Annotated in this window: 17 protein-coding genes and 1 tRNA gene; 7 read left to right on the top strand and 11 right to left on the bottom strand. The window is 59.0% G+C overall.

What is annotated here, in order from left to right:
* Nucleotide 1: 1 nt before the first annotated feature.
* Together GGD65_RS29495 and GGD65_RS29490 are read left to right on the top strand one after the other, a co-directional pair.
* Nucleotides 2–895 carry a helix-turn-helix transcriptional regulator gene (locus GGD65_RS29495; RefSeq protein WP_183237482.1) on the top strand — a complete coding sequence of 298 codons (894 nt, stop codon included), beginning with the start codon at nt 2–4 and terminating at the stop codon, nt 893–895.
* 98 nt (nt 896–993) lie between these two features.
* Nucleotides 994–2,208, top strand: coding sequence for an ABC transporter substrate-binding protein (locus GGD65_RS29490; protein WP_018317005.1), 1,215 nt, complete (start codon nt 994–996; stop codon nt 2,206–2,208).
* A 70-nt stretch (nt 2,209–2,278) separates the two neighbouring features.
* On the opposite strand, the gene GGD65_RS29485 is transcribed toward GGD65_RS29490, so the two are convergent.
* Nucleotides 2,279–3,244 carry a TAXI family TRAP transporter solute-binding subunit gene (locus tag GGD65_RS29485; protein WP_183237481.1) on the bottom strand — a complete coding sequence of 322 codons (966 nt, stop codon included), beginning with the start codon at nt 3,242–3,244 and terminating at the stop codon, nt 2,279–2,281.
* 106 nt (nt 3,245–3,350) lie between these two features.
* Between GGD65_RS29485 and GGD65_RS29480 the strand changes: the two genes are divergently transcribed.
* Both GGD65_RS29480 and GGD65_RS29475 read left to right on the top strand, forming a co-directional pair.
* Complete coding sequence (locus GGD65_RS29480; protein WP_183237479.1) at nt 3,351–4,325, top strand: tripartite tricarboxylate transporter substrate binding protein; 975 nt, start codon at nt 3,351–3,353, stop codon at nt 4,323–4,325.
* Between the two features lie 347 nt (nt 4,326–4,672).
* Nucleotides 4,673–4,748 (top strand) — tRNA-Ile (locus tag GGD65_RS29475).
* 17 nt (nt 4,749–4,765) lie between these two features.
* On the opposite strand, the gene GGD65_RS29470 is transcribed toward GGD65_RS29475, so the two are convergent.
* The 5 genes from GGD65_RS29470 to GGD65_RS41170 form a co-directional block, all read right to left on the bottom strand.
* On the bottom strand, nt 4,766–6,016 hold the full coding sequence (locus tag GGD65_RS29470; protein ID WP_183237477.1) for a tyrosine-type recombinase/integrase: 1,251 nt from the start codon (nt 6,014–6,016) through the stop codon (nt 4,766–4,768).
* A 1,373-nt stretch (nt 6,017–7,389) separates the two neighbouring features.
* A complete protein-coding gene (locus GGD65_RS29465) occupies nt 7,390–8,316 on the bottom strand; it encodes a hypothetical protein (RefSeq protein WP_183237474.1) in 927 nt (308 codons plus the stop codon).
* 401 nt (nt 8,317–8,717) lie between these two features.
* Nucleotides 8,718–9,530, bottom strand: a complete 813-nt coding sequence (locus GGD65_RS29460; RefSeq protein ID WP_183237471.1) for a hypothetical protein — start codon at nt 9,528–9,530, stop codon at nt 8,718–8,720.
* 386 nt (nt 9,531–9,916) lie between these two features.
* Nucleotides 9,917–10,447 (bottom strand): ImmA/IrrE family metallo-endopeptidase, encoded by a 531-nt coding sequence (locus GGD65_RS29455; RefSeq protein WP_183237470.1) that lies wholly within the window; start codon nt 10,445–10,447, stop codon nt 9,917–9,919.
* Nucleotides 10,444–10,758 (bottom strand): helix-turn-helix domain-containing protein, encoded by a 315-nt coding sequence (locus GGD65_RS41170; protein ID WP_409362764.1) that lies wholly within the window; start codon nt 10,756–10,758, stop codon nt 10,444–10,446. Before GGD65_RS41170 ends, GGD65_RS29455 begins: the two co-directional genes overlap by 4 nt.
* Nucleotides 10,759–11,245: 487 nt before the next feature.
* Here GGD65_RS41170 and GGD65_RS29445 point away from each other — a divergent pair, with 487 nt between their 5' ends.
* From GGD65_RS29445 to GGD65_RS29435, 3 genes are all read left to right on the top strand, one after another.
* On the top strand, nt 11,246–12,913 hold the full coding sequence (locus tag GGD65_RS29445; protein ID WP_312017737.1) for a ThiF family adenylyltransferase: 1,668 nt from the start codon (nt 11,246–11,248) through the stop codon (nt 12,911–12,913).
* Nucleotides 12,865–13,407, top strand: a complete 543-nt coding sequence (locus GGD65_RS29440) for a Mov34/MPN/PAD-1 family protein (RefSeq protein ID WP_183237467.1) — start codon at nt 12,865–12,867, stop codon at nt 13,405–13,407. Before GGD65_RS29445 ends, GGD65_RS29440 begins: the two co-directional genes overlap by 49 nt.
* A gap of 151 nt (nt 13,408–13,558) precedes the next feature.
* Nucleotides 13,559–14,194: a hypothetical protein gene (locus tag GGD65_RS29435; protein WP_183237466.1), complete on the top strand. Its 636-nt coding sequence runs from the start codon at nt 13,559–13,561 to the stop codon at nt 14,192–14,194.
* Between the two features lie 248 nt (nt 14,195–14,442).
* On the opposite strand, the gene GGD65_RS29430 is transcribed toward GGD65_RS29435, so the two are convergent.
* Genes GGD65_RS29430 through GGD65_RS29410 form a run of 5 tightly spaced genes read right to left on the bottom strand, consistent with a single transcriptional unit; the run spans nt 14,443 to nt 19,100 of the window.
* Nucleotides 14,443–14,649, bottom strand: coding sequence for a hypothetical protein (locus GGD65_RS29430; RefSeq protein ID WP_246783437.1), 207 nt, complete (start codon nt 14,647–14,649; stop codon nt 14,443–14,445).
* 40 nt (nt 14,650–14,689) lie between these two features.
* The gene (locus GGD65_RS29425; RefSeq protein ID WP_183237465.1) at nt 14,690–17,158 is read right to left on the bottom strand and encodes a S8 family peptidase; all 2,469 of its coding nucleotides are present in this window, start codon (nt 17,156–17,158) and stop codon (nt 14,690–14,692) included.
* Nucleotides 17,159–17,175: 17 nt separating this feature from the next.
* On the bottom strand, nt 17,176–18,162 hold the full coding sequence (locus tag GGD65_RS29420) for an AAA family ATPase (RefSeq protein ID WP_183237464.1): 987 nt from the start codon (nt 18,160–18,162) through the stop codon (nt 17,176–17,178).
* A gap of 57 nt (nt 18,163–18,219) precedes the next feature.
* The gene (locus GGD65_RS29415) at nt 18,220–18,570 is read right to left on the bottom strand and encodes a hypothetical protein (RefSeq protein WP_183237463.1); all 351 of its coding nucleotides are present in this window, start codon (nt 18,568–18,570) and stop codon (nt 18,220–18,222) included.
* 8 nt (nt 18,571–18,578) lie between these two features.
* On the bottom strand, nt 18,579–19,100 hold the full coding sequence (locus GGD65_RS29410) for a hypothetical protein (RefSeq protein WP_183237462.1): 522 nt from the start codon (nt 19,098–19,100) through the stop codon (nt 18,579–18,581).
* Nucleotides 19,101–19,144 lie beyond the last annotated feature (44 nt).

Genomic DNA, 19,144 nt, shown 5'->3' with positions numbered 1-19,144 from the left:
GATGGAATTCCTGACGACCAGCGAAGCCGCCGACTATCTTCGGCTCGGCGAACGCAAGCTCTACGAACTCGTCACCACTGGCGCGATCCCCTGCACCAAGGTGACCGGGAAGTGGCTCTTCCCACGCCACGAACTCGATCTCTGGGTGCTCTCAGGCCTCGCGCGTCCGGCCGGCATGCTGATCGCGGAGCCGCCGCCGGTCGTCGGCGGCAGCCAGGACGAGCTGCTGGATTGGGCCTTGCGCGAATCCGGCTCGGGCCTGGGATCGATGAGCGAGGGCAGCGTGCGCGGGCTCGAGCGCTTGCAGCGCAACGAGGTGATGGCGGCGGCGATACACTTCCACGGCCTCGATGCTTCCGACGATCTCACGGGGGATGCCAGTGTCGAGGCGCTGCGGGCCGCGCCGGATTTGCATGATGCGGTGCTGGTCGCGTTCGTGCGCCGCGAACAGGGTCTCGTGCTGCCGCAGGGCAATCCCAAGCACCTGCACGGCCTGAATGACGTGCTCGCGCTCGGCGCCCGGATGGCGATGCGGCAACAGGGCACAGGCGCGCAGATGCTGCTCGACGTGCTCCTGAAGCGCGTGGGCGCCACGACGCGGGATTTGCGCAGGGTCGAGACGCCGGCCCTGACCGGACCGGATCTTGCGGAACTGGTTCGCGCCGGCCAGGCCGATTGCGGCATCGCGACGCGCGCCGCCGCGCGTTCGGCCGGCCTCGATTTCGTGCCGCTGGTCTGGGAGAATTTCGACCTCGCGATGCGGCAGCGCAGCTATTTCCGCCCCGCCATGCAGGCCTTGATCGGATTCCTGAACGAACGGCGGCTGCGCCAGCGCGCCGATGAGCTGACCGGCTACGATCCCTCACCCGCGGGGCGGATCCGCTTCGCAGCCTGACATTGACGCCCGCCCCAAAATAGTTGCAAAAGAAACCAATTCAGCCGGGCATACCCGGGGCAACACCGGCCAACGTGCCGGATCAGGGGAGGACAAGCGTGAATCCAATCAGATTTGGACTGCCGGTCGCGGCCGCCTTGACGGCGGCGCTGCTGTCCGGTGCGGCATCGGCGCAGGTTTCCGACAACGTCGTCAAGATCGGCGTGCTCACCGACATGAACGGCCCGGCCTCTGCGCCGACCGGCCAGGGCTCGGTGACGGCGGCGCAGATGGCGATCGACGATTTCGGCGGCACCGTGCTCGGCAAGCCGATCAGCATCGTGATTGGCGACCACCAGCTCAAGGCCGACATCGGCGGCACGATCGCGCGGCGCTGGTACGACGTCGACCAGGTCGACCTGATCGTCGACGTGCCGGTCTCCGCGGTCGGGCTCGCGGTGCAGAACGTCGCCAACGAGAAGAAGCGGCTGTTCATCACCCACTCCACCGGCACCGCGGACTTCCACGGCAAATTCTGCTCGCCTTACGCGATCCAGTGGGTTTTCGACACCCGCGCGCTCGCGGTCGGCACCGCGGACGCCGTGGTCAAGCGCGGCGGCGACAGCTGGTTCTTCATCACCGACGATTACGCCTTCGGCCATTCGCTCGAGCGCGATGCCTCCGCCGTCGTCACCGCCAATGGCGGCAAGGTGCTGGGCTCGGTGCGGCCGCCGCTGGCAACGCCGGATCTCTCCTCCTTCGTGCTGCAGGCGCAGGCCTCCAAGGCCAAGATCATCGGCATCGCGGCCGGCCCGCCCAACAACATGAACGAGATCAAGACCGGCTCGGAGTTCGGCGTGTTCAAGGGCGGCCAGCAGATGGCGGCGCTGCTGGCGCTGATCACCGACATCCACGGCCTCGGCCTGCAGGCGGCGCAAGGCCTGCTGCTGACCACGTCGTTCTATTGGGACATGGATGACAAGACCCGCGAATGGTCGAAGCGCTATTTCGCCAAGATGAACAAGATGCCGTCGATGTGGCAGGCCGGTGTCTATTCATCCGTGATGCACTATCTCAACGCCATCAAGGAAGCCGGCACCGACGATCCGCTCAAGGTCGCCGCCAAGATGCGCGAGAAGCCGATCGAGGATTTCTTCGCGCGCAACGGCAAGCTGCGGGAGGACAATCTGATGGTCCACGACCTCTGGCTGGTGCAGGTCAAGACGCCGGAGGAGAGCAAATATCCGTGGGACTATTACAAGATCCTCACCACGATCTCCGGCGACAAGGCGTTCGGTCCGCCGGACCAGGCGTGTCCGATGGTGAAGAAGTGAGTTTGGCGAGTGGCGAATAGGGAGTGGCGAATGGGGATGCTTCCATTCGCTATTCGCAACTCGCCATTCGCTACTTCACCACCCCGATCTCGCGAAAATACTTCATCGCGCCGGGATGGATTAACTCCGGCCTCGGCGCCGCGGCGACCGTGTTCGACGCCGTGGTCTCGCAGGCCTGCGCGAGCTTCTTGCAGAAAGTCGCCTCATTGCCGTGCAGCGTCTTCGCCAGGCGATAGGCGACGTCATCCGGCAGTTCCTCGCGCGTCAGCACGAAGCTCCAGGACCCCAGCGAGGCAATCGGCGCGTCCTGCTTCGGATAGCTACCCGCCGGCACCGTCAGTGGCTTCAGGAAGGCATGCTTGGCGCGGATGCGCGCGATCTCCTCGGCGTCAGGCGCGATGAAGCGCGCGCCTGAGGCGCTCGATGCGACCGCGGCAAAGCCGGGCCAGCCGATGCCGGCGCCCCACAACGCAGCGACGCGGCCGTCCTCGACCATCGCGGGGCCGTCGCCAGCGCGGTCGAGATAGATGGCCTTGAAGTCCTCGTCCTGCTTCAGGCCGAGCCCATCCAGCACATAGCGCGCCAGGATCGGCAGGCCCGAGCCCTTGGCGCCGAACGCAACGGGCTGGCCGACGAGATCGCGGATCGTCTTGTAGGGACTGTCCGCGCGAACCACGAACATGCCGGGATTGGAATAGATCGCCGTGAGAATCTTCAGCCGCACCGGCGCGCGGCCGATGCCGGCGAAGGCCTCATAGGCCGGCTCGCCCGCGACCAGCGCGAGATCGAGCTCGCCCTTCTCCAGCAGCGGAATGTTCTCGTTGCTGCCCTTGGTGTTGCGGGGCGCGATGGAGATTTGCGGATCGGCCGCGTTCATCACCTCCGCAAAAGCGTTGCCATAAAGCGGAAAGCCGCCGCCGGGCGTCGCCGTGCCCAAACTGATCGTCGTGGTCGGAATGGCCGTGCCTCCGGTTTGAGCAGCAACGGGGCTTGCGAGCAGCGCCGCGCCGAGAAGGGTGAGGATCGCGAATCTCATGGTCGTCCCTGACGGACCTGCGTCAACACCGACTTGCGGCGATGTAGGCAGGGAGCGGATTTTGTGAAAGCATGTCGCCAACGACAATAGAACAATGGGAGGCGTCATGTTGCGAATTTTGCGGTGCGGTTTTTTCGGGCTCACCGTCCTTTTAGGTCTTTTCAGCGCCACGCCTCCCGCCTCCGCCGCCTATCCCGACCGCCCCGTGCACTGGCTGATTGGATTTGCCGCCGGCGGTCCGGTCGACATCGTGGCGCGGATCATGGCGCAGTGGCTGTCGGACCGTCTCGGCCAGCAATTCATCGTCGAGAACCGCACCGGCTCCGGCGGCAACATCGCCGCCGCCGCCGCGATCAACTCGCCGCCCGACGGCTACACGCTGCTGTTCGTCGCGCCCAACAACGCGATCTCGACCTCCCTTTACAAGAAGCTGCCGTTCGACTTCTTGCGCGACACCGTGCCGGTGGCGAGCATCATGCAGCTCACCAACATGCTGGTCGTCTCCAACGCGTTTCCGGCCAAGACGGTTCAGGAGTTCGTCGACTACTGCAAGGCCAATCCCGGCAAGATCTCCTTTGTCTCGTCCGGCAACGGCACCTCGGTGCACATGTCGGCCGAGCTGTTCAAGGTGCTGACCAAGTGCGACATGGTGCACGTGCCCTATCGCGGCTCCGCCATCGCCTTCCCCGACATCATCTCCAACAAGGTGCAGCTGATCTTCGACAATCTGCCTTCGGCCATGGAGCAGGTGAAAGGCGGCAATGTCCGCGCGCTGGGCGTGACCTCGCCGCAGCGCTGGCCGAGCGTGCCCGACGTGCCCGCGATCGCCGAGACCGTGCCGGGCTTCGAATCGGTCGGCTTCTACGGCATCTCCGCGCCGAAGGGCACGCCGCCCGAAGTGATCGAGATCCTCAACAAGGCCGTCGGCGAAGCGCTGAAAGACCCGAAGCTGGTGGCACGCCTCACTGAAGTCGGCGGCCTCCCCAAGCCGATGACGCCGGCCGAGTTCGGCAAGCTGGTCGCGGACGAGACCGAGAAGTGGCGCAAGGTGGTGGAGTTCGCGGGGGTGTCGGTGGACTAGGCGGCGGGCTCAGCCGCAAGCCTGCAACTCGCTTGGCAAGCGTCGGGGGGATCCCGGAAGGCCCCCTCTCGTCAAAAACGGCAAAACAACCCCATGCACAGTAGACGAGGCCAGCAATTTCAATAGGTTACCGAACCTGAAAGTGAGGCCTTCGCAAGTCGGTTTGCTTTGTCGGGCAAAACAGGGTTATACAGGCACCATCGCCAATTTCGGATATTCAACAATCACCTGAGATGCGGCGGCGGCGTTCCCCTCCGCCAGAGCCGGCATTGCACCCCCGCCCCCATCCCTGTAAACGAACCGCGCACCGTTGCCGGCCGCACGTTCCTGCGAGCCGTCTCGCGGCGGGGCCTGTAGCTCAATGGTTAGAGCCGGCCGCTCATAACGGTCTGGTTGCAGGTTCGAGTCCTGCCGGGCCCACCAAAGAAATCAATCACTTATCAAGCGCCGTTTCGTCTGATCGGAATCACCGCACCAGAAACCGCACCAGATACGTGCGCTTTTCGTTCGCCGGCTGGATCGCGCTTTGCGATTTTCTCGACGGCGTCGGACAAATAATCGGGATGGTGATGGCCATAGGTGTTGAGCAACACCTCAAGCGACATGCCTAGATAACCTGCTGCCTGCCAAGGGTCCGCGCCTCTCTGCATGAGCCAAGTCGCTGCGGTGTGTCGCAAAGTGTGAGGGGAGATTCCCGAACCAAGCCCCGCAAGCCGCACAGCGCTCTTGAACGCCATTTTGACCGAGGTCACAGGCCTACCGTTGTACTCGACGAAATGCTTGGCCTCCGGAGCGATCCTGTGCCAGCGCCGCAGGTGAGCAAGCAAGCGCAAGGGGATCGGTACGGTCGGTTGCCGCTTGTTGGTTTTAGCGCTGCCCTGTTTCAGACGGTAGTAGCGGCCTCGCTCCAGGTCGACATAAGAGCGACCGATCGCCGGAATAGGAGATGCGGCTGCGATGGCCCCCGCGCGAGTTCCGCTGTAGATGCCCAACAAAATGAACCGAGCAAGATGGCGGAGCGGACGCTTGCTTGTCGGGACCTTCAAGTCGTCCATCGGCCGACGCGAGCCTTTTTGCATTTCCCGATAGCGCCAGCAGGTCCAAATCAATTTGGCAGCATCGCTGCGCGTCAGCCACTTGTCTCGCGGCTGCCCCTTCTCTGGCAGTGACACCTTAACGATTTCTCGATGATATCCTTCGGCGGCATGGTGACCAATGGCAGCGCGAAGATCTTCGAGGTCTCGGCGAGCGCCTCCCTTTTTGCGGCGCTTCTTGGTGTAGGAGCGACATGCCTCCCCATTGACCTCGCCAAGCATTTTTGCCCCCCACCACTCGTTCAATCGTTCTATTCGTTTCTTGAACTTGCGGATATCTGGGATGGTATCGTCGCCTTCGCAATCGACGTTGAAACGACCACGAAGCTTGTCCAGCTGCGCATCCAAATAGATCGAGAGGACATCCGCGATTGCGATATCGTCTATGTGCTGGACACGTCGCTTGGGTGTATGTTTGGAGCTTATGTAGTCCCTTAGTTTTTCCTCCGCGGTCGCAATCTCATCTGCAGCGCAGCCTGTGCCGACATCCCGGCCGTTGTCTCTGATGATCCAGGTTGCTTGGTGGGTGATCTTTCCCCTCTTGTTTCGGCGGGCGGCCTTAAGCTGAAGTCTGGCCCCCTTGCTTCTTCTCGGCATAGCTCTCGCATCCGTTCGATATGAGCCAGCGTTGTAAATTCCTTGCCGGCAATCTTCTCAATAACCAATCGGTTACGATCGCGCTCACGCCGTAAACCCGCGACCGTCATTCCTCCCAAAGGAAACGCGATCTTCACGGCATCAGCAAGGCGAAGAGGGGTATCGGGTGTAATTTCAGGTTGCGTTCGATTTGTCATCGACGCCTTGTCATACTGTAGAGGGAAGTTTATTAGGGCAACATTCGTCGCGGAGACCTACTCCGTGGGCAAGCTCAGCCCCAGCTCTATCGCGCGATCGAGCGTAGAATCGTACAAATAGGCAAAGACGACAACAGCGGGAGGGAATCAGCAGAGTTCACACTCGGGTCTCGGCACGCCTCAACAAGGGGCCGTTCCGAATGAAAGCGTAGGATGCTATACTCTGGTCAAGGCAATTAGTTATGGATCCAAAGTTACTATCGAACCGATTATCGCGCACACCTTCGATCGCAGCTTAGTGACGGTGTGGGCCAAACAACTCGTTGACGATAAGGGCGATCAAATGATGCCACCTCGCGGGATGTCAAAAGAGCAGGCCGCGGCCTACGCCGGTTGCGAAACGCTATCAGCTTTCAATGACTGGATTCGGCGGGGATCATGCCGCGACCCATTCCCGGAACACATCGGTGGGACAGGAAAGCTATCGATGCAGCCTTTGACCGGCTGTCGGGGCTCAAGCCCGCGGATGAATCGCAACGGTCGTCTTATGACGAATGGAAAGCCTCGCAAAATACGGATGTGCCTCGAGGGCATCAACACGTTAGCCGAAAAGCTCGCCGATGAAACAGAAAGGCGCGGTTGGGAAGCCCCCGTCCAACTGAAAGCTCTCTTCCAAGGAGCAGATCGTAAGTGCTTGATCTGTAAGCTTGGCGCATGGCGCCTCGAACCTGGGACCCATTGATTAAGAGACATACTATCTCCCTTGATTTCACAAGCGAATTTTTCCAACTGAGCCAAAATCCGATCATTACAGATCAATGGCTTGCAGCGAAAAGTCCAACTGTGAGGGCTCCCTGGTTGTCGGATCCAGGCATGCGACGCATTGAGGTTTTCAGGTCTTGTCTGCTCAGCTCAGTCGACGGACGCATTAGGCACGACTTAAGAAATGAGTGCCGTCGCCCAGATTGGCCACCGACCCGCACTCAGCGAGCCCCCCGAAATGGTGGGCTTCCGATCCACCCTCCCTTTGTATATGTGTGCTCGAACCCCATGGGCCGCGAGCCATAGGGTCGGCCGGGAACGATCGCCTCTTTCGGTGGTGCGGCACTGATGGAGCAACGCCCGGAAACTCTCATTAACGAGCTGCGGCTTAGGCAGCAACTAGGAAGGCAAAGCTCAAAAGAGTAGCAGATCCTGGCCGGGCGGCGGATCTGCTGGTTCCTCGATAGAGTCATTGAAGAACTCAATGACGTTCTTTTTCTTCTCCTCTGTCCAGCTATCGTAGAATGTGGGTGAGAGCACGAAATTCTCGACCCGCTGAAGGATCAGAACGGAAAGTGCCTCCTTCTTGTCGGGCTCATCAAAAAGCTTTGCCAAGGCTTTTTTGATCGGGTCTTCTTGGGCTTTCGGGTAGGAAAGAACCGCGACCGTTTTCTTGTCAGACACCGGCACCACATTGAACAGTGGGCCAATGATATTGTTGCCATCGTGGTCAATGGAGAAGAACGACGACACCGCCACGGTAGGGATTTGATCATCCAGCTCAACCACGTAGTGGACAAGCTCGGGCTTGCGTTCGAAGTGCTCGCATTGATACCGGAACACTCTCCAGGCTTTGATCCAGAAGTTGACTGCCATCACGCCCGGGCCGTCAGGCTCGCCCAGCTTCGTCACACCGTTCTTTATGTTGTCATAGTGCGCGTTTTGAAAACGGTTTGCGGCTTCCAAGCAGGCGTGCATCTCACGTAACAATGCACGGTGGCCGAGCTCGTACATCTGATCTTGATTTTCGGTATCCAAAGGCTCGGTGTCGATGAGCTTGAAAAGCTCCCTATCGTGCTCGCCGCACAGCCCGGTAAAAGTGGAGGCGTTATTGCGCCCAATAAGTTCGAACTCAACCACGGGCGTCGCACCGCCAGCAATCTTCCCCTGCGGAATGAGGACGTGGTTATCTTTTTGGAGGACATCGAGGACTTTGGCGTTTTGGATGGAGTGCGCGCGGATCGCCGGTTTCTTGCAGTCGAATGTGCCATGGAGGCACTTGTTGAATTCCATCTTCTGGATTTTGAAGAACGCGCCCTTCTGCTTCCCGTCAACCGCCATCGCCCCCTCCTTAAAAAGGGGCAACCTATCATAAGTTGCGGTGGATCGGGCCTTCTTCCCGAACGACGAAAAGCGAGTAGCGGCGACTTGCGATGGACTTCGGTTGACGGATGGAAATGTATCTCCGTCAGAAACTCGGGCCACTGTTCGGCAGATCGGATTAGGAAAACCACCTCGGATCCAAGCTTTCCACGTTGCGATCGGGGCGCATTCATATGGCACCGGACGCTCAAGGCGGGGGTGTCGTTGCCATGGCGCCACGCTAGCCGTAACAGCCGGTCATGCCCATCGCGTTCCAGCCATGTCTAAACCTTCCGGTGATGCTGCACGTGGTGTTCCGACGTAGACCGGCTTGCCACCGAGAACACGTCGCTCGAAAGACCGACGCCAGAAAAGAGCTTTCAGAATGGAAAATCGTCGTCATCCACATCAGCAGGCGAATATAGCGCCGTCTCCAGCCGCTTGACGAAATCACGTATGAGACCGGCGGTCTCTTGAACGTAAGGCTTCGTGAATATCTCGAGTAAATTGCCTTGACTGTCGCGACCGTTACGATGCACACAGTCGTGCCGATACTCAATCGCCTTAAAAAGGCGGTCCTTTGTCCCCTCAAGCAGCTCAAAAATGTCGACGTTCGCTGCAATCTTGTAGAGCGCGCGTACTTTCGGGATGTTGTGATAAACGATCGAACGCAAATGCAACAGAACCTCTTGTTCAACAAGTTGCTTGTTCGCAGAAATCTCGGCAAGCGTGAACTTCTTGCTACGCAGATCGACATCGCCAGCAATTAGTCGCCGCATCGCGTCGGCATCGTTCTTTACAACATTTATAAGCGTGTCCGCGAGGTACGCCTCGAGCCCACCAATTTGCTGTGCGAAGATCATCCTGTTGAGGAGATGAGCGCCACCACCACCATGCTCGGCCAGGAGGTCGCTAGCATGGTGATAGAGATCTATGAGGATCGCCAGGGGGTGATCTGGCGCTTGATAGGTCACCCAATCTTCGTCATGAGAGTATTCGGCAAGGCCAGCATGTATTTCTACTGCCGGATGCTCATCAAGCGTGATCTGGCAGTCTCCCATGCTGTTGAAGCAATAACCAGGGAACGCAGTCTCGCAAGAAGGGCACACGACTTCGACGCTGCCCTCGGAAACGTTCTCCGATGCGCGCTCACCGGTAAAGCTGAGTTCTGGCACCGCTAGTTTGGTAGCCACGAACTTGCGACACCCCGGACAAATGAAACTGATTTCTGACTCGTATCGACTGGACATTGGTGATTTCTCTAGGAGCGGTGCAACAGACGACACCGTCGCCAGATCGATTTATGGTGCCGATAGTGGCCCTGTTGGCGGTTCTTTTCGCTTCATACTGGCAGACCATCCGCGCCTATCCCAGCAATGGGGGTGCATACATTCGTAGCAAAACCAAAACGCTCGGGAATGCTCTGGCGTGGCGGGCGCCTCGATTGCAGGCTGGTACTGGCCGGGAAACATGGACGGCCTACGTTCGGCGGTACCGAAGCCGGTCTTGCAGACGAAGCGCGAGACGTCGCGGGCTTGGCGACGTTTCGCTTTCACTTGGACTGAAAGAAAACGGACCATCAAAAAGGTCGGTGCCGTCCGTAGACGTTACCAAGGCGCAGGCTCATTGCATGCCTACTGACGTTATATCGAGTCGCCAGGCGCTCCACAGCCGCGTCATTATCCAGGGCGTGTATTGCCTCATCCGCATCAAGGAATTCTTTCGGCATCAGAATTGAAGCTGCGAAAAAATTAGCTTCGATTTCCTCAACATCAGTCGCCTGCGAAGACTCATGAGAGCGATAGTTGACTCGGTAATCGCGATCATAGTGAGACGAAATGCCAAGATGCAATAAGTAGTGTCCGAATTCATGGGCTATCGTGAACCTTTGACGCACAAGAGGGTGGCTTATATTCACGCCTATTGTCGCTGTAGCTCCCGAACGCACAAGTAACCCAGACACATCGCCTAGATCTCCGTACTTTATTTCTATTCCCATCTTTCTAACCAGCTTTTGAATAGCGACGGCGGGTTTAGAGACACGGTGCTCCAGCAAGAGAGCAGAGACGAGCCTCTCTATCTTCGCGTAACGTGCGCGCTGAACTGTCATCTTCGTCGCCTTTGAGAGGACGGCTCCTCTAATCGATCCAGGAGGGCCTTTATTGTATCCGGGACGGGGTCGTCTTCCTGGCCTACTGTCGACAGTGTTGTACTTGGTAGCAACGAACCCGGACTAACTCTCAGCACTCTTGCCAAGTCCAAGAGCTGGTGCACCAACAGTGCTTGGCCGCCTCGTTCTATGTTAGTCAAAGTAGTTCGGGACAATCCGGACTTCTCAGCCACTTGGGCCTGCGTCAATCCAACGGCATCCCGACGCGCTCGAATGGCTGCGCCGATACTTGCGTAAATGTTCTGCTTCATGCAGGGCCGTTTGATTCTGCTTTGAAAAAACTAACTGAACGGCTCAGGATGTCAATGCCATTGACACGCCCTCAGCAAGTCATTCCACCAGATGTCAATTTCATTGACATTTATAACTTTAGGTCAGAATGCTTGACATCTGAACTCGCGAGCAGATACGTTCCAGTCGGCTCGCCGGAGTCGCGGCGAGCAGTAAGCAGAAAGGAATTCAGGCATGGCCAAACCGCCCGACCAAAACCCTGTGCACCCATCGCATCCGCAGCATCCCGACGTCCCACCGGGCCCTCCCAGCGAGACGCCGGGGAAGGGACCGCCGCGCCCCAGCACACCTCCGGGCCATCGTCCGGTGGGTTAAGAATTGACCAGTCACAAAGAAGTCGGGGTACACGAGAATTGGTGGACAGCTTGGCCCACCCTTCTTGCTGACGAATTGGCGGCCTTTACCCGTCGTGGGGTCGCTCCGCGCACCATTCTCAAGAGGAATGGGGTGCTGATCTTGGAAGCGGACTGGCCGATCCAAGGCCAGTCCGAAACGATGCTGCTGCGCATCGGCTATTCCCCGCTTCACCCTTTCTTCCGGCCCGCAGTTGCTGCGCCCGGCGAGAATTTAGAGCGGCACCAAAACCCCCTCACCCGCGAGTTGTGCCTGCTCACCCAGGAAGCAGGGCAATGGGATTCGAACCAGCTTGTGGCGGACTTCGTCCAGGAACGCCTAGACCAACTTCTACGCACTCTCGCCGCAAGAAAAGAAGGCCGATGGGAAGACGCGGCCGAGCTCGAGGAGCACTTTGCCGATCCCTTGATGCCTTACTTCGCAGGCTTCGCCGAAGATGACTCAGTCATTCTTATTGATGGACAAGCCCCGCTACCTTCCGCACGACACGGTCTGATGGAGATCGTCTATGCCGCTCGTGAAAGCTGGCGAAATCCCAATGCCTTCGAAGGCGTCCTACGACAGCTGAAGGATGGCCATGGCGCCGCGCTGGGTAGGCGGTTCGGTTTGCCTAATGAACCAAAAGACGCTCAGGTTGTTACCGCACGCTGGGTGAAGTTCACGCCACCTCCTGTTGCAGATACCTCAGAATTACTGCGCTTAGCTGAGGAGGAGCTTGGCCGGCATGCGGTGCTGCAAGCCCGCAGTGTCCAAAGAGTTAACCAGACCGCGCAGGGGCCTTTCTCGATCACAGGCATCGTGTTCCCGGATGAAGCCGAATACGGCGGGCAAAAAAATGGCGCGGGCTGGGTGTTTCTGGCAACGCGGCGGGGGCCAACTGGTGAGACAGATACAAAACTGATCCTTGGAGAGCGCGCGGGAAAGGACGACCTGTTTTCGAGGCTCCCCGTCGCAAGAACTCTTCTCGCAAAGAAGGCTCTTGTCGTCGGCTGCGGCGCTATTGGTAGTTTCGCTGGTCTTGAACTTGCTCGTGCAGGCGTTGGCGAAATGGATTTTTTTGACTTCGATATTGTTCAACCTGGCAATAGCCTGCGTTGGCCGCTAGGCCGTCCCGTTTGGGGAGCCTCAAAGGCCATTGCCCTCGCGAACTTCGTCGTCGCAAACTACCCATGGACAAAGGCAAGTGCTATCAGCGGCAGACTCGGCTCGGCAGAAACCAATCCAGAACGCGTCCCGCGCGATCTGAAAGGTAATGTGCTCGCGCCAGTATTCGATGCCCTGCGCGCGGCCGATATCGTCGTCGACGCTTCGGCCTCGCTGGAAGTGCAGCTCGCGTTGTCGCATTACTGCTGGCAGTTCCGCGTACCTTATCTGATGGGCTATGCGACGCTAGGCGTCGCCGGCGGCGTTGTCGCCAATTTCCGTCCAAATTCCGACAACTGCTATGTGTGCCTCCAGGAACACTGGAAGGACAAGCAGAACATTCCTGAACCTCGCGCGGATCATGCGGGCGTTGTGATCCCGCTTGGCTGCAATGCGCCAACATTTGCTGGCGGCGGCTTCGACCTACAAGAGGTCTCACTGGAAATAGTGCGTACCGCCGTCGGGCTGCTGTCGGGGGAAATTTACGATCCCGGCAGCTGGCAGGTCGCCATACTAGCCCTCAAGGATGAGGGAGGCGCGCGCATACTGCCGCACTGGGAAGGATACCCATGCCCACCACATCCGAGATGCCCAAGATGCAGCGGGGTATTTCGGTGACTGTCTGGCTATCCTCGCAGGTGATGCAACGCATGTGCAGTTTAGCACGAGATTTATCGCCCCTTGAAAATGGCGGCATCCTTCTCGGGTGGCGCTCAGGCGAGGACCTCATTGTCGTCGACTTGCGCGGCCCTGGCCCTCAAGCGCTCCATGCGCGACATTGCTTCATACCGGACCACGTATGGCAGGTGGCGGAAATCAATCGTGCTTTTGAGGCAAGTCGCGGTGACCTCGACTATCTTGGCGATTGGCACTCGCATCCCGACAGCGTGGCCGAGATGAGCAAGCTCGATTCGGCCACGCTTCTCCGAATAACTCGGAAGGTGAGCGCCCCTCTCATGCTGATCGTGGCGGGAAGTGGGACGGACTGGTCATCGCGATGCTGGAAAGGGCAGATTGCCCGTTCTTTTCTTCGGCGACGCTTGGTGGCCACGCAGCAAAAGCTCAACATTTTCGATCCTCCCGAGCAATGGCCCGGCGCGACAGGGACGTGAGCTGTTGCAAAAGCGCCCATCGCGGTCCCCGATGCGGCAAGGTGACACGGTTTGCTATGAGTATCTGAGCCGCCATGGATAGGCGATTCTTGAAGGCTCGTCGTTGTCGTCGGACAACATAAACGCGCTGAGACGAGTGGAGCGAGAGTAAATGGGGGATTTGGAATATCTTGGTCGCAATCTAAATCAACGCTCCTACGATGCCGCTGAGGCATTCAAGTCCGCGATGAACCGTGTCATGGCAGAAGCGAATGCGCATGGCCGACTGATGAGCGGGAGCACCTTGTCTATGATGGAGACAATGGCTCTGGAGGTATTCGCCGAGCATACCAAAGATGCCGTCCAGTTCACGTTCAACGCGACGGGAACGACCGAAGGCGAGGTGGCAAACCAGGTCAGTTATTGTCTAGGCCGAATGATTGATATGATCATTGGTCACATGTTCGATGCGACAACGCGTTTGGTGCCTGGTAACAGCGTCGATCATGCCAACAAGGTACGCATGCTGTTGAATGACTGGAGGCAGAGGGCTATTGACGATTTCATCCATGGCATGGTCGGGAGCAATCGCTTGAAGCAAGATCCAGTAGTCAACCTGATCGCAAACCAAATCAATAGTCCGGGCGGAGTTCAGCAGGTAGGAGTGGGCGAGTTCTCGCAATCGGCCTTCAGCCATGAGCACGAGCATTTGATTGAGGCAGTGCAGAAGGCAAAATGCGATCATCTGAATTTACCGGACTTTTGCCCGAGCAGAAGGACGGTTTCCGGGACATCGCGGACACGCTAATTGCTGAAGCAAAAAAGGAGAGTCCAGATTCCGGAAAACTTAGACGGTGGGGCACCAGATTGAGCGAGTTCGCTCTTCAGGTCGGGATGCGCGTTGCTTCTGACGAAATTCTCAATGTTCTTGGGCGGATATTCCTCCTGAATTGTTAGGCAGCGTAGCTGTGGAGAGTTGTTGCTATCGAGAGGATTCACCGCTCTAATATCGAGCTTAACCAGCTACGCTGGTCATCACCGAAGAAATGATGGCCGTCATGCTCCTCTCCTCACCGGCGCCTTCCACCGCATGAAGCGCCCCTCCAGAGCCTCGAGGACGGCATTGAACGCCAGCCCGTTGACTGTGATGCTCAAAATGCCGAAATACATCTGCGGGATCAGGAAGCTGTACTGGCTGTTGATGATGAGATAGCCGAGACCCGCTTTCGCACCGACCATCTCGGAGGCGACCAGTACCAACATTGCAGACGCGCTAGTGAGACGAGCCGCAAATAGATTCCGATCAAACTTGGATCGCGCTAGCAATGGCGACCGCATTCGCAACTGGCGTGAAGATATCCACATTCGACCCTGGCGCTCTGATCGTCACGATAAGCGCATACCGCGCAGTGCCATCGAACCGCTCCAGATAAGGCTTTTCCTTCCACCAGCCACCGACGGGGAAGACGCCAATGGCATCGCGCTCAGCGAGATCAGCAGCGCTTCCCGACCAAAAATCGGAATGAACGGATCCGTTGTCGCGAAACATACTGAGAAGCCAATCCTCGCCGCCGCTGGCAGGCGCCCCTTCCTCTTCATCCCGTGCCGCCTGATTGATGCGGCCTCGGAACTCGTCGACAGTCTCAGTCGCGGACTTCACACGGAAGCGAAGACCGTGCGAAGCGTACCGATGTCGTCTCGTCCACCCACGCTCCCCAGGATTGGGTTCGATGAAGTAGGACAAAGTCGCTCGTAGCTCTACCTGCGCGGCCCCAAGCGCGGCCAGTTGCTCCTTCGGCCAAGGCAGGCGATGGAGTTTCATGTCACGGGTCTTGGCAGCAGCTCCCCCTTCTCGCTGAAATGGATTGAGTTCATCTTCGACGATGAGCGTTAAATCGTTCACGGTCGAAAGGAGGGCCCGCCCAAGGTCTGGAACTCCATAGCCATAGCGGCGTACAAGCGCCTGTATTTGCCCCTTGGCACCGTTGCATGCGTTGATGCGAGCGCGCATCTGCGGGGTCCACTCGGCCGAATGCACGATCAAAGCCCTGACCGTTTCCGGCCAGAGGCCTGGGCGCGCCACCAAGATCAGCCCCGCCAGCCGTGCGGCGTGGGCGGTGGCCGCGCTTGTGTCGCCCAGAGTTGTAAAGTGGCGCAGCTCCGGGCGGAAATACGTCGTCAGCATCTGCAGGTCGTCGATCGGTTTGCCGGGAAGCGCGCCATCATGCGCGAGATTGCCTCCTTCGAACACGACGTCTGGTTTTACAGGCCACTGCCGGTCCCAGACGACAGAAGTCCTGCTGCGCGGCGAGAGCTCGCCGGCAGGCGCGATCGGCGCGTAGCGAGCGAAGTCAGGATCGATGATGTCCACTTTCTCGGTGTAGGCACCCACCGTCAGTGCATTCCACGCCTGCGCCGGATCATCGACCGCCTCTAGATCGTTGCGTGTGAGGTGATCAGCCGGCATCAGATCCTCGGCGAGATTTCCCGCGGACAGAATGATCAGGCGCCGCTGATCCTCCTCAAAACAAAATTGGTCCACGGCCGCTGACCACGATGTCGGTCGGCCGCGCGCAGGATTTGCGCTGGTGACCGCCATGGCAATGGCTCGGCGGCGAGCTGGCGCCTGAATTTCGGCCCGAGCAATTGCCTCTCCGGTGATCGCGCCATAGAGCTCGGGATCGTTCGCTTCGTCCTCGGGCGGCAAAATGCGAACGCTCTCGAGGCGGTAAGGCAAGGCAATTGGATCGTTTCCGACGAGGACGGGGACAAGGTCACCATAGAGCCCGACACCGGCCATCCGCGTCCCGTGACCTTGCCACACCGGGGTGTCGTCGCTGCCCCAGCCGGGCTTGATTGTGTGGCAATCTTCCACGGCAAGCGCAGGTTCGATCAAGGGGTGAGTTTGACGCACACCGCTGTCGAGAAAACAGACAGCGACATCATTGCCCGGCGGCGTCACGCGGTCGAGCAGTTCATCACTCCAATCGCGCTGCTCTGCTCCCCCAAGGCCCATGAAGAAAGATGGTGTATCCTTCGCGCGACGCAACTCGGCCACAACGTCGCTGTGAGCCACAAGCCGGTCCAGCGTTGCTATGCTCGCGAGCGCAAGCATGACCTCTCGCTCGGGAAATTTAACCGCATGTGCGCGCAACGTAAGATTCAGCGCTTGGGCGATGCGCTCGAAATTCTCCCGACGACCTTTGCGCAGCCAAATCTCCCACCAGACCTGTTCATTCGGCTGCTGCGGAAAAAGCCCATCATCGTCGGTGTATAGCGAACGTGCCGTAGCCAGCCGTATTGTGTCAATCCGCGACACCAACGGCTCATTCCGCGGCCTTCCCTTCTTGGTATCAGAGTCGCGATAGGCCTCGACCTTTCGCAGATAGTAGTTCTCGGCCTGTTGCGGCACGAACACCGAAGCGCGTAGCGGCTCACCTTCTCTTACCGGTTCATGGACCGCGACAACCTCCATCTTTTGCCGTCGATCGGCCAATTGATCCAGGGCGATGCGCTCGCGCGCCGGCAGTTCGATATCGAGGTAAGACCCTGGAAGCCCTACGGCCAGGTTGAGATCGCGAGCGGCGATCTGTACTTGAGCCGCGTGAATGGCATGTCCGATAGCCTGGACCAACGCCGCGGCATGGCCTGCGCGATCGCGTTCAGGTACCGCGGGCGGTTCGATCTTCTGTTTGGGCCTCCGATACGGCTCTCTAACACCATTGTCGCGAAGATGAATGTGGGGTCTATCCCGAGGAAAATCGTCTGCCATTACAACCTGTACTGTCGTTAATCAGACAGCGAGGCCCGCCGGCGTTCCATCAGCGCTTGAATGAGCGCCTCTGATGTTATCCGTTTCCCGCCCCGCAAGAGTATCGCTTTAGCCGCGTCGTCCGCAGCTCTCACAATTTCCGCCTGAGATAAATTATGCGCCTGCTCGACGGGCTGCCTCCAGGCGATGCCGCGCGTGTCAAAACGGTCGAGGCGCGCCTGCAGCAAGGCTTCAGTCAGGACCGAATCGGGCAACGCGTATTCAATGACATCGTCAAAGCGACGGAAGAGCGCCCTATCCAACAGCTCGGGATGGTTGGTTGCGGCGACGACGAGGCCGTAGCTTTCATCCTGCTCCAAAAATTGCAGGAAGGAGTTCAAGACACGGCGAATTTCGCCGACGTCCTGGCGCTCGCCACGCCGGGCGCCGATGGCGTCGAATTCGTCGAAGAAGTAGACCCCGCGCGTTGCCTGCATAGCGTCGAAGACGAGCCGTAGCTTTCCAGCCGTCTCGCCCATGAATTTCGTGATTAGGCCATCCAGGACGACGGTGAACAATGGGAGATGGAGCTCGCCGGCCAAGGCGGCCGCCGTCATCGTCTTGCCCGAGCCAGGCGGTCCCACCAGCAGCAGTTTGCGACGTGGTTTCAGGCCGTGCTCACGCAGACTCTGCTGCTGCCGCTGCTCGCTCAGCACACGTTCGAGCCGATGTCGCAATTCGCCCGGGAGAACCATGTCGGTCAGACGCAGGTCCGGATAACCGGCGTGCAGCAACCCGGCCAATTCGCCTTTCGGCTGAACCAGCGGAACCGGCCGTGCCGTCTTGGTCATTGCAGAGTCGGCTATCTTGGCCTGGTCAATCAGCTCTTTGAGTTCCTGCGCCAGCTTGCCATGTCCCTGCCGCGCCTCATGCGCGGCAAGCTGCATTGCGGTGGCGAGGAAACGCTCACCGTCGCCGGCAATGTGGCTCTTCAGCAAACTGACAATATGGCGAGCGGTCGACATGGTCTTCAGTCTAATCCATCAACGCCGGTCTGGTTGCGTTTGCCAGCGTTGTCCACCTTAACGTTTCGACAACTGATTGTATCGGGAATTCGTGTCTATTCCATTGCGATTCCTCAGAAATCTCGACCAGCAGGAAGGTTTCTGTAGCATTTCCGGCCCCCCACTGCCAACGGCGGATATCTCGCTCCCTACACTCCCGGTCCGGTGCGGCGCTCCGAAATCGTGGGCGCACTGGTCTTCGGAGTCCGGACCCGCGCCTTCATCCGCAAAATAAGGCCCTTTGCGGATGGCGCCGATCGTCTGCGGGATCAGCCAACTGGCGTCGGTACAGCACTGCTCGTGCGCATATTGCGCCGGCTCGTAATCGATGGTGATCGCAAAGTTGGTGCCGTGATCGAAAACAATCACCCCGCAAATCATTGCCGTGCCCTCTCCGCTAGGCCCCCCTCTTGATCTTGGTCCACCTTCCATCGCCAAAGACCGGCGGCCATCCATACGCAGCCGACTGCAACCAGCAGTCCATGTGCAACACGGAGAGGCTGTGAGCCGAAGAACTGCGGAATGTACAAGGACATCCCGACGGCAAAGGGAATGCCGCTCGCCTTCGAATAGCGACATGATCGCCAAAGCGCCATTGCGGTCGCAATTGCCGCGGCCGCAAGGAGCAGCAAACCAGCAAGAAACATGACCAGACCGGGTCCGGAACGGATGACCTCTACTAGCCCCAGCGGAGCGTCAGTGTGCAGCCGCAACGCTTCCTGCCCCAGCGCGTGAAGACCATAGCTTTCGCCGCCATAGAACGGCAGCGTAAACCCTGTGCCGATCACGCTCAGCACGATGGCGGGAAAGATCAGGCGTTCAGCGGAGGTGCCGCGAAGTGAGCATTGCAGTCCGAGCAACCCCAGCGGCAACAAGGTAAACGCAACAATGGCAAGCATGTGCGAAGCCAACCATGCCTCTGATCCAAAGGCCGCAGCGCCCA

It is taken from the genome of Bradyrhizobium sp. CIR18, from assembly GCF_014198295.1.
GTDB lineage: Bacteria > Pseudomonadota > Alphaproteobacteria > Rhizobiales > Xanthobacteraceae > Bradyrhizobium.
This window is presented reverse-complemented; position numbering and strand designations above follow the sequence as displayed.

What these genes read in the sequence shown, in the direction of transcription:
- GGD65_RS29435 (WP_183237466.1), top strand. Translation starts at nt 13,559, where the DNA reads ATGGGGGATTTGGAATATCTTGGTCGCAATCTAAATCAACGCTCCTAC.
- GGD65_RS29485 (WP_183237481.1), bottom strand. Translation starts at nt 3,244, where the DNA reads ATGAGATTCGCGATCCTCACCCTTCTCGGCGCGGCGCTGCTCGCAAGC.
- GGD65_RS41170 (WP_409362764.1), bottom strand. Translation starts at nt 10,758, where the DNA reads ATGAAGCAGAACATTTACGCAAGTATCGGCGCAGCCATTCGAGCGCGT.
- GGD65_RS29440 (WP_183237467.1), top strand. Translation starts at nt 12,865, where the DNA reads ATGCCCACCACATCCGAGATGCCCAAGATGCAGCGGGGTATTTCGGTG.
- GGD65_RS29495 (WP_183237482.1), top strand. Translation starts at nt 2, where the DNA reads ATGGAATTCCTGACGACCAGCGAAGCCGCCGACTATCTTCGGCTCGGC.
- GGD65_RS29455 (WP_183237470.1), bottom strand. Translation starts at nt 10,447, where the DNA reads ATGACAGTTCAGCGCGCACGTTACGCGAAGATAGAGAGGCTCGTCTCT.
- GGD65_RS29430 (WP_246783437.1), bottom strand. Translation starts at nt 14,649, where the DNA reads ATGTTGGTACTGGTCGCCTCCGAGATGGTCGGTGCGAAAGCGGGTCTC.
- GGD65_RS29425 (WP_183237465.1), bottom strand. Translation starts at nt 17,158, where the DNA reads ATGGCAGACGATTTTCCTCGGGATAGACCCCACATTCATCTTCGCGAC.
- GGD65_RS29420 (WP_183237464.1), bottom strand. Translation starts at nt 18,162, where the DNA reads ATGTCGACCGCTCGCCATATTGTCAGTTTGCTGAAGAGCCACATTGCC.
- GGD65_RS29465 (WP_183237474.1), bottom strand. Translation starts at nt 8,316, where the DNA reads ATGGCGGTTGACGGGAAGCAGAAGGGCGCGTTCTTCAAAATCCAGAAG.
- GGD65_RS29470 (WP_183237477.1), bottom strand. Translation starts at nt 6,016, where the DNA reads ATGCCGAGAAGAAGCAAGGGGGCCAGACTTCAGCTTAAGGCCGCCCGC.
- GGD65_RS29410 (WP_183237462.1), bottom strand. Translation starts at nt 19,100, where the DNA reads ATGCTTGCCATTGTTGCGTTTACCTTGTTGCCGCTGGGGTTGCTCGGA.
- GGD65_RS29480 (WP_183237479.1), top strand. Translation starts at nt 3,351, where the DNA reads ATGTTGCGAATTTTGCGGTGCGGTTTTTTCGGGCTCACCGTCCTTTTA.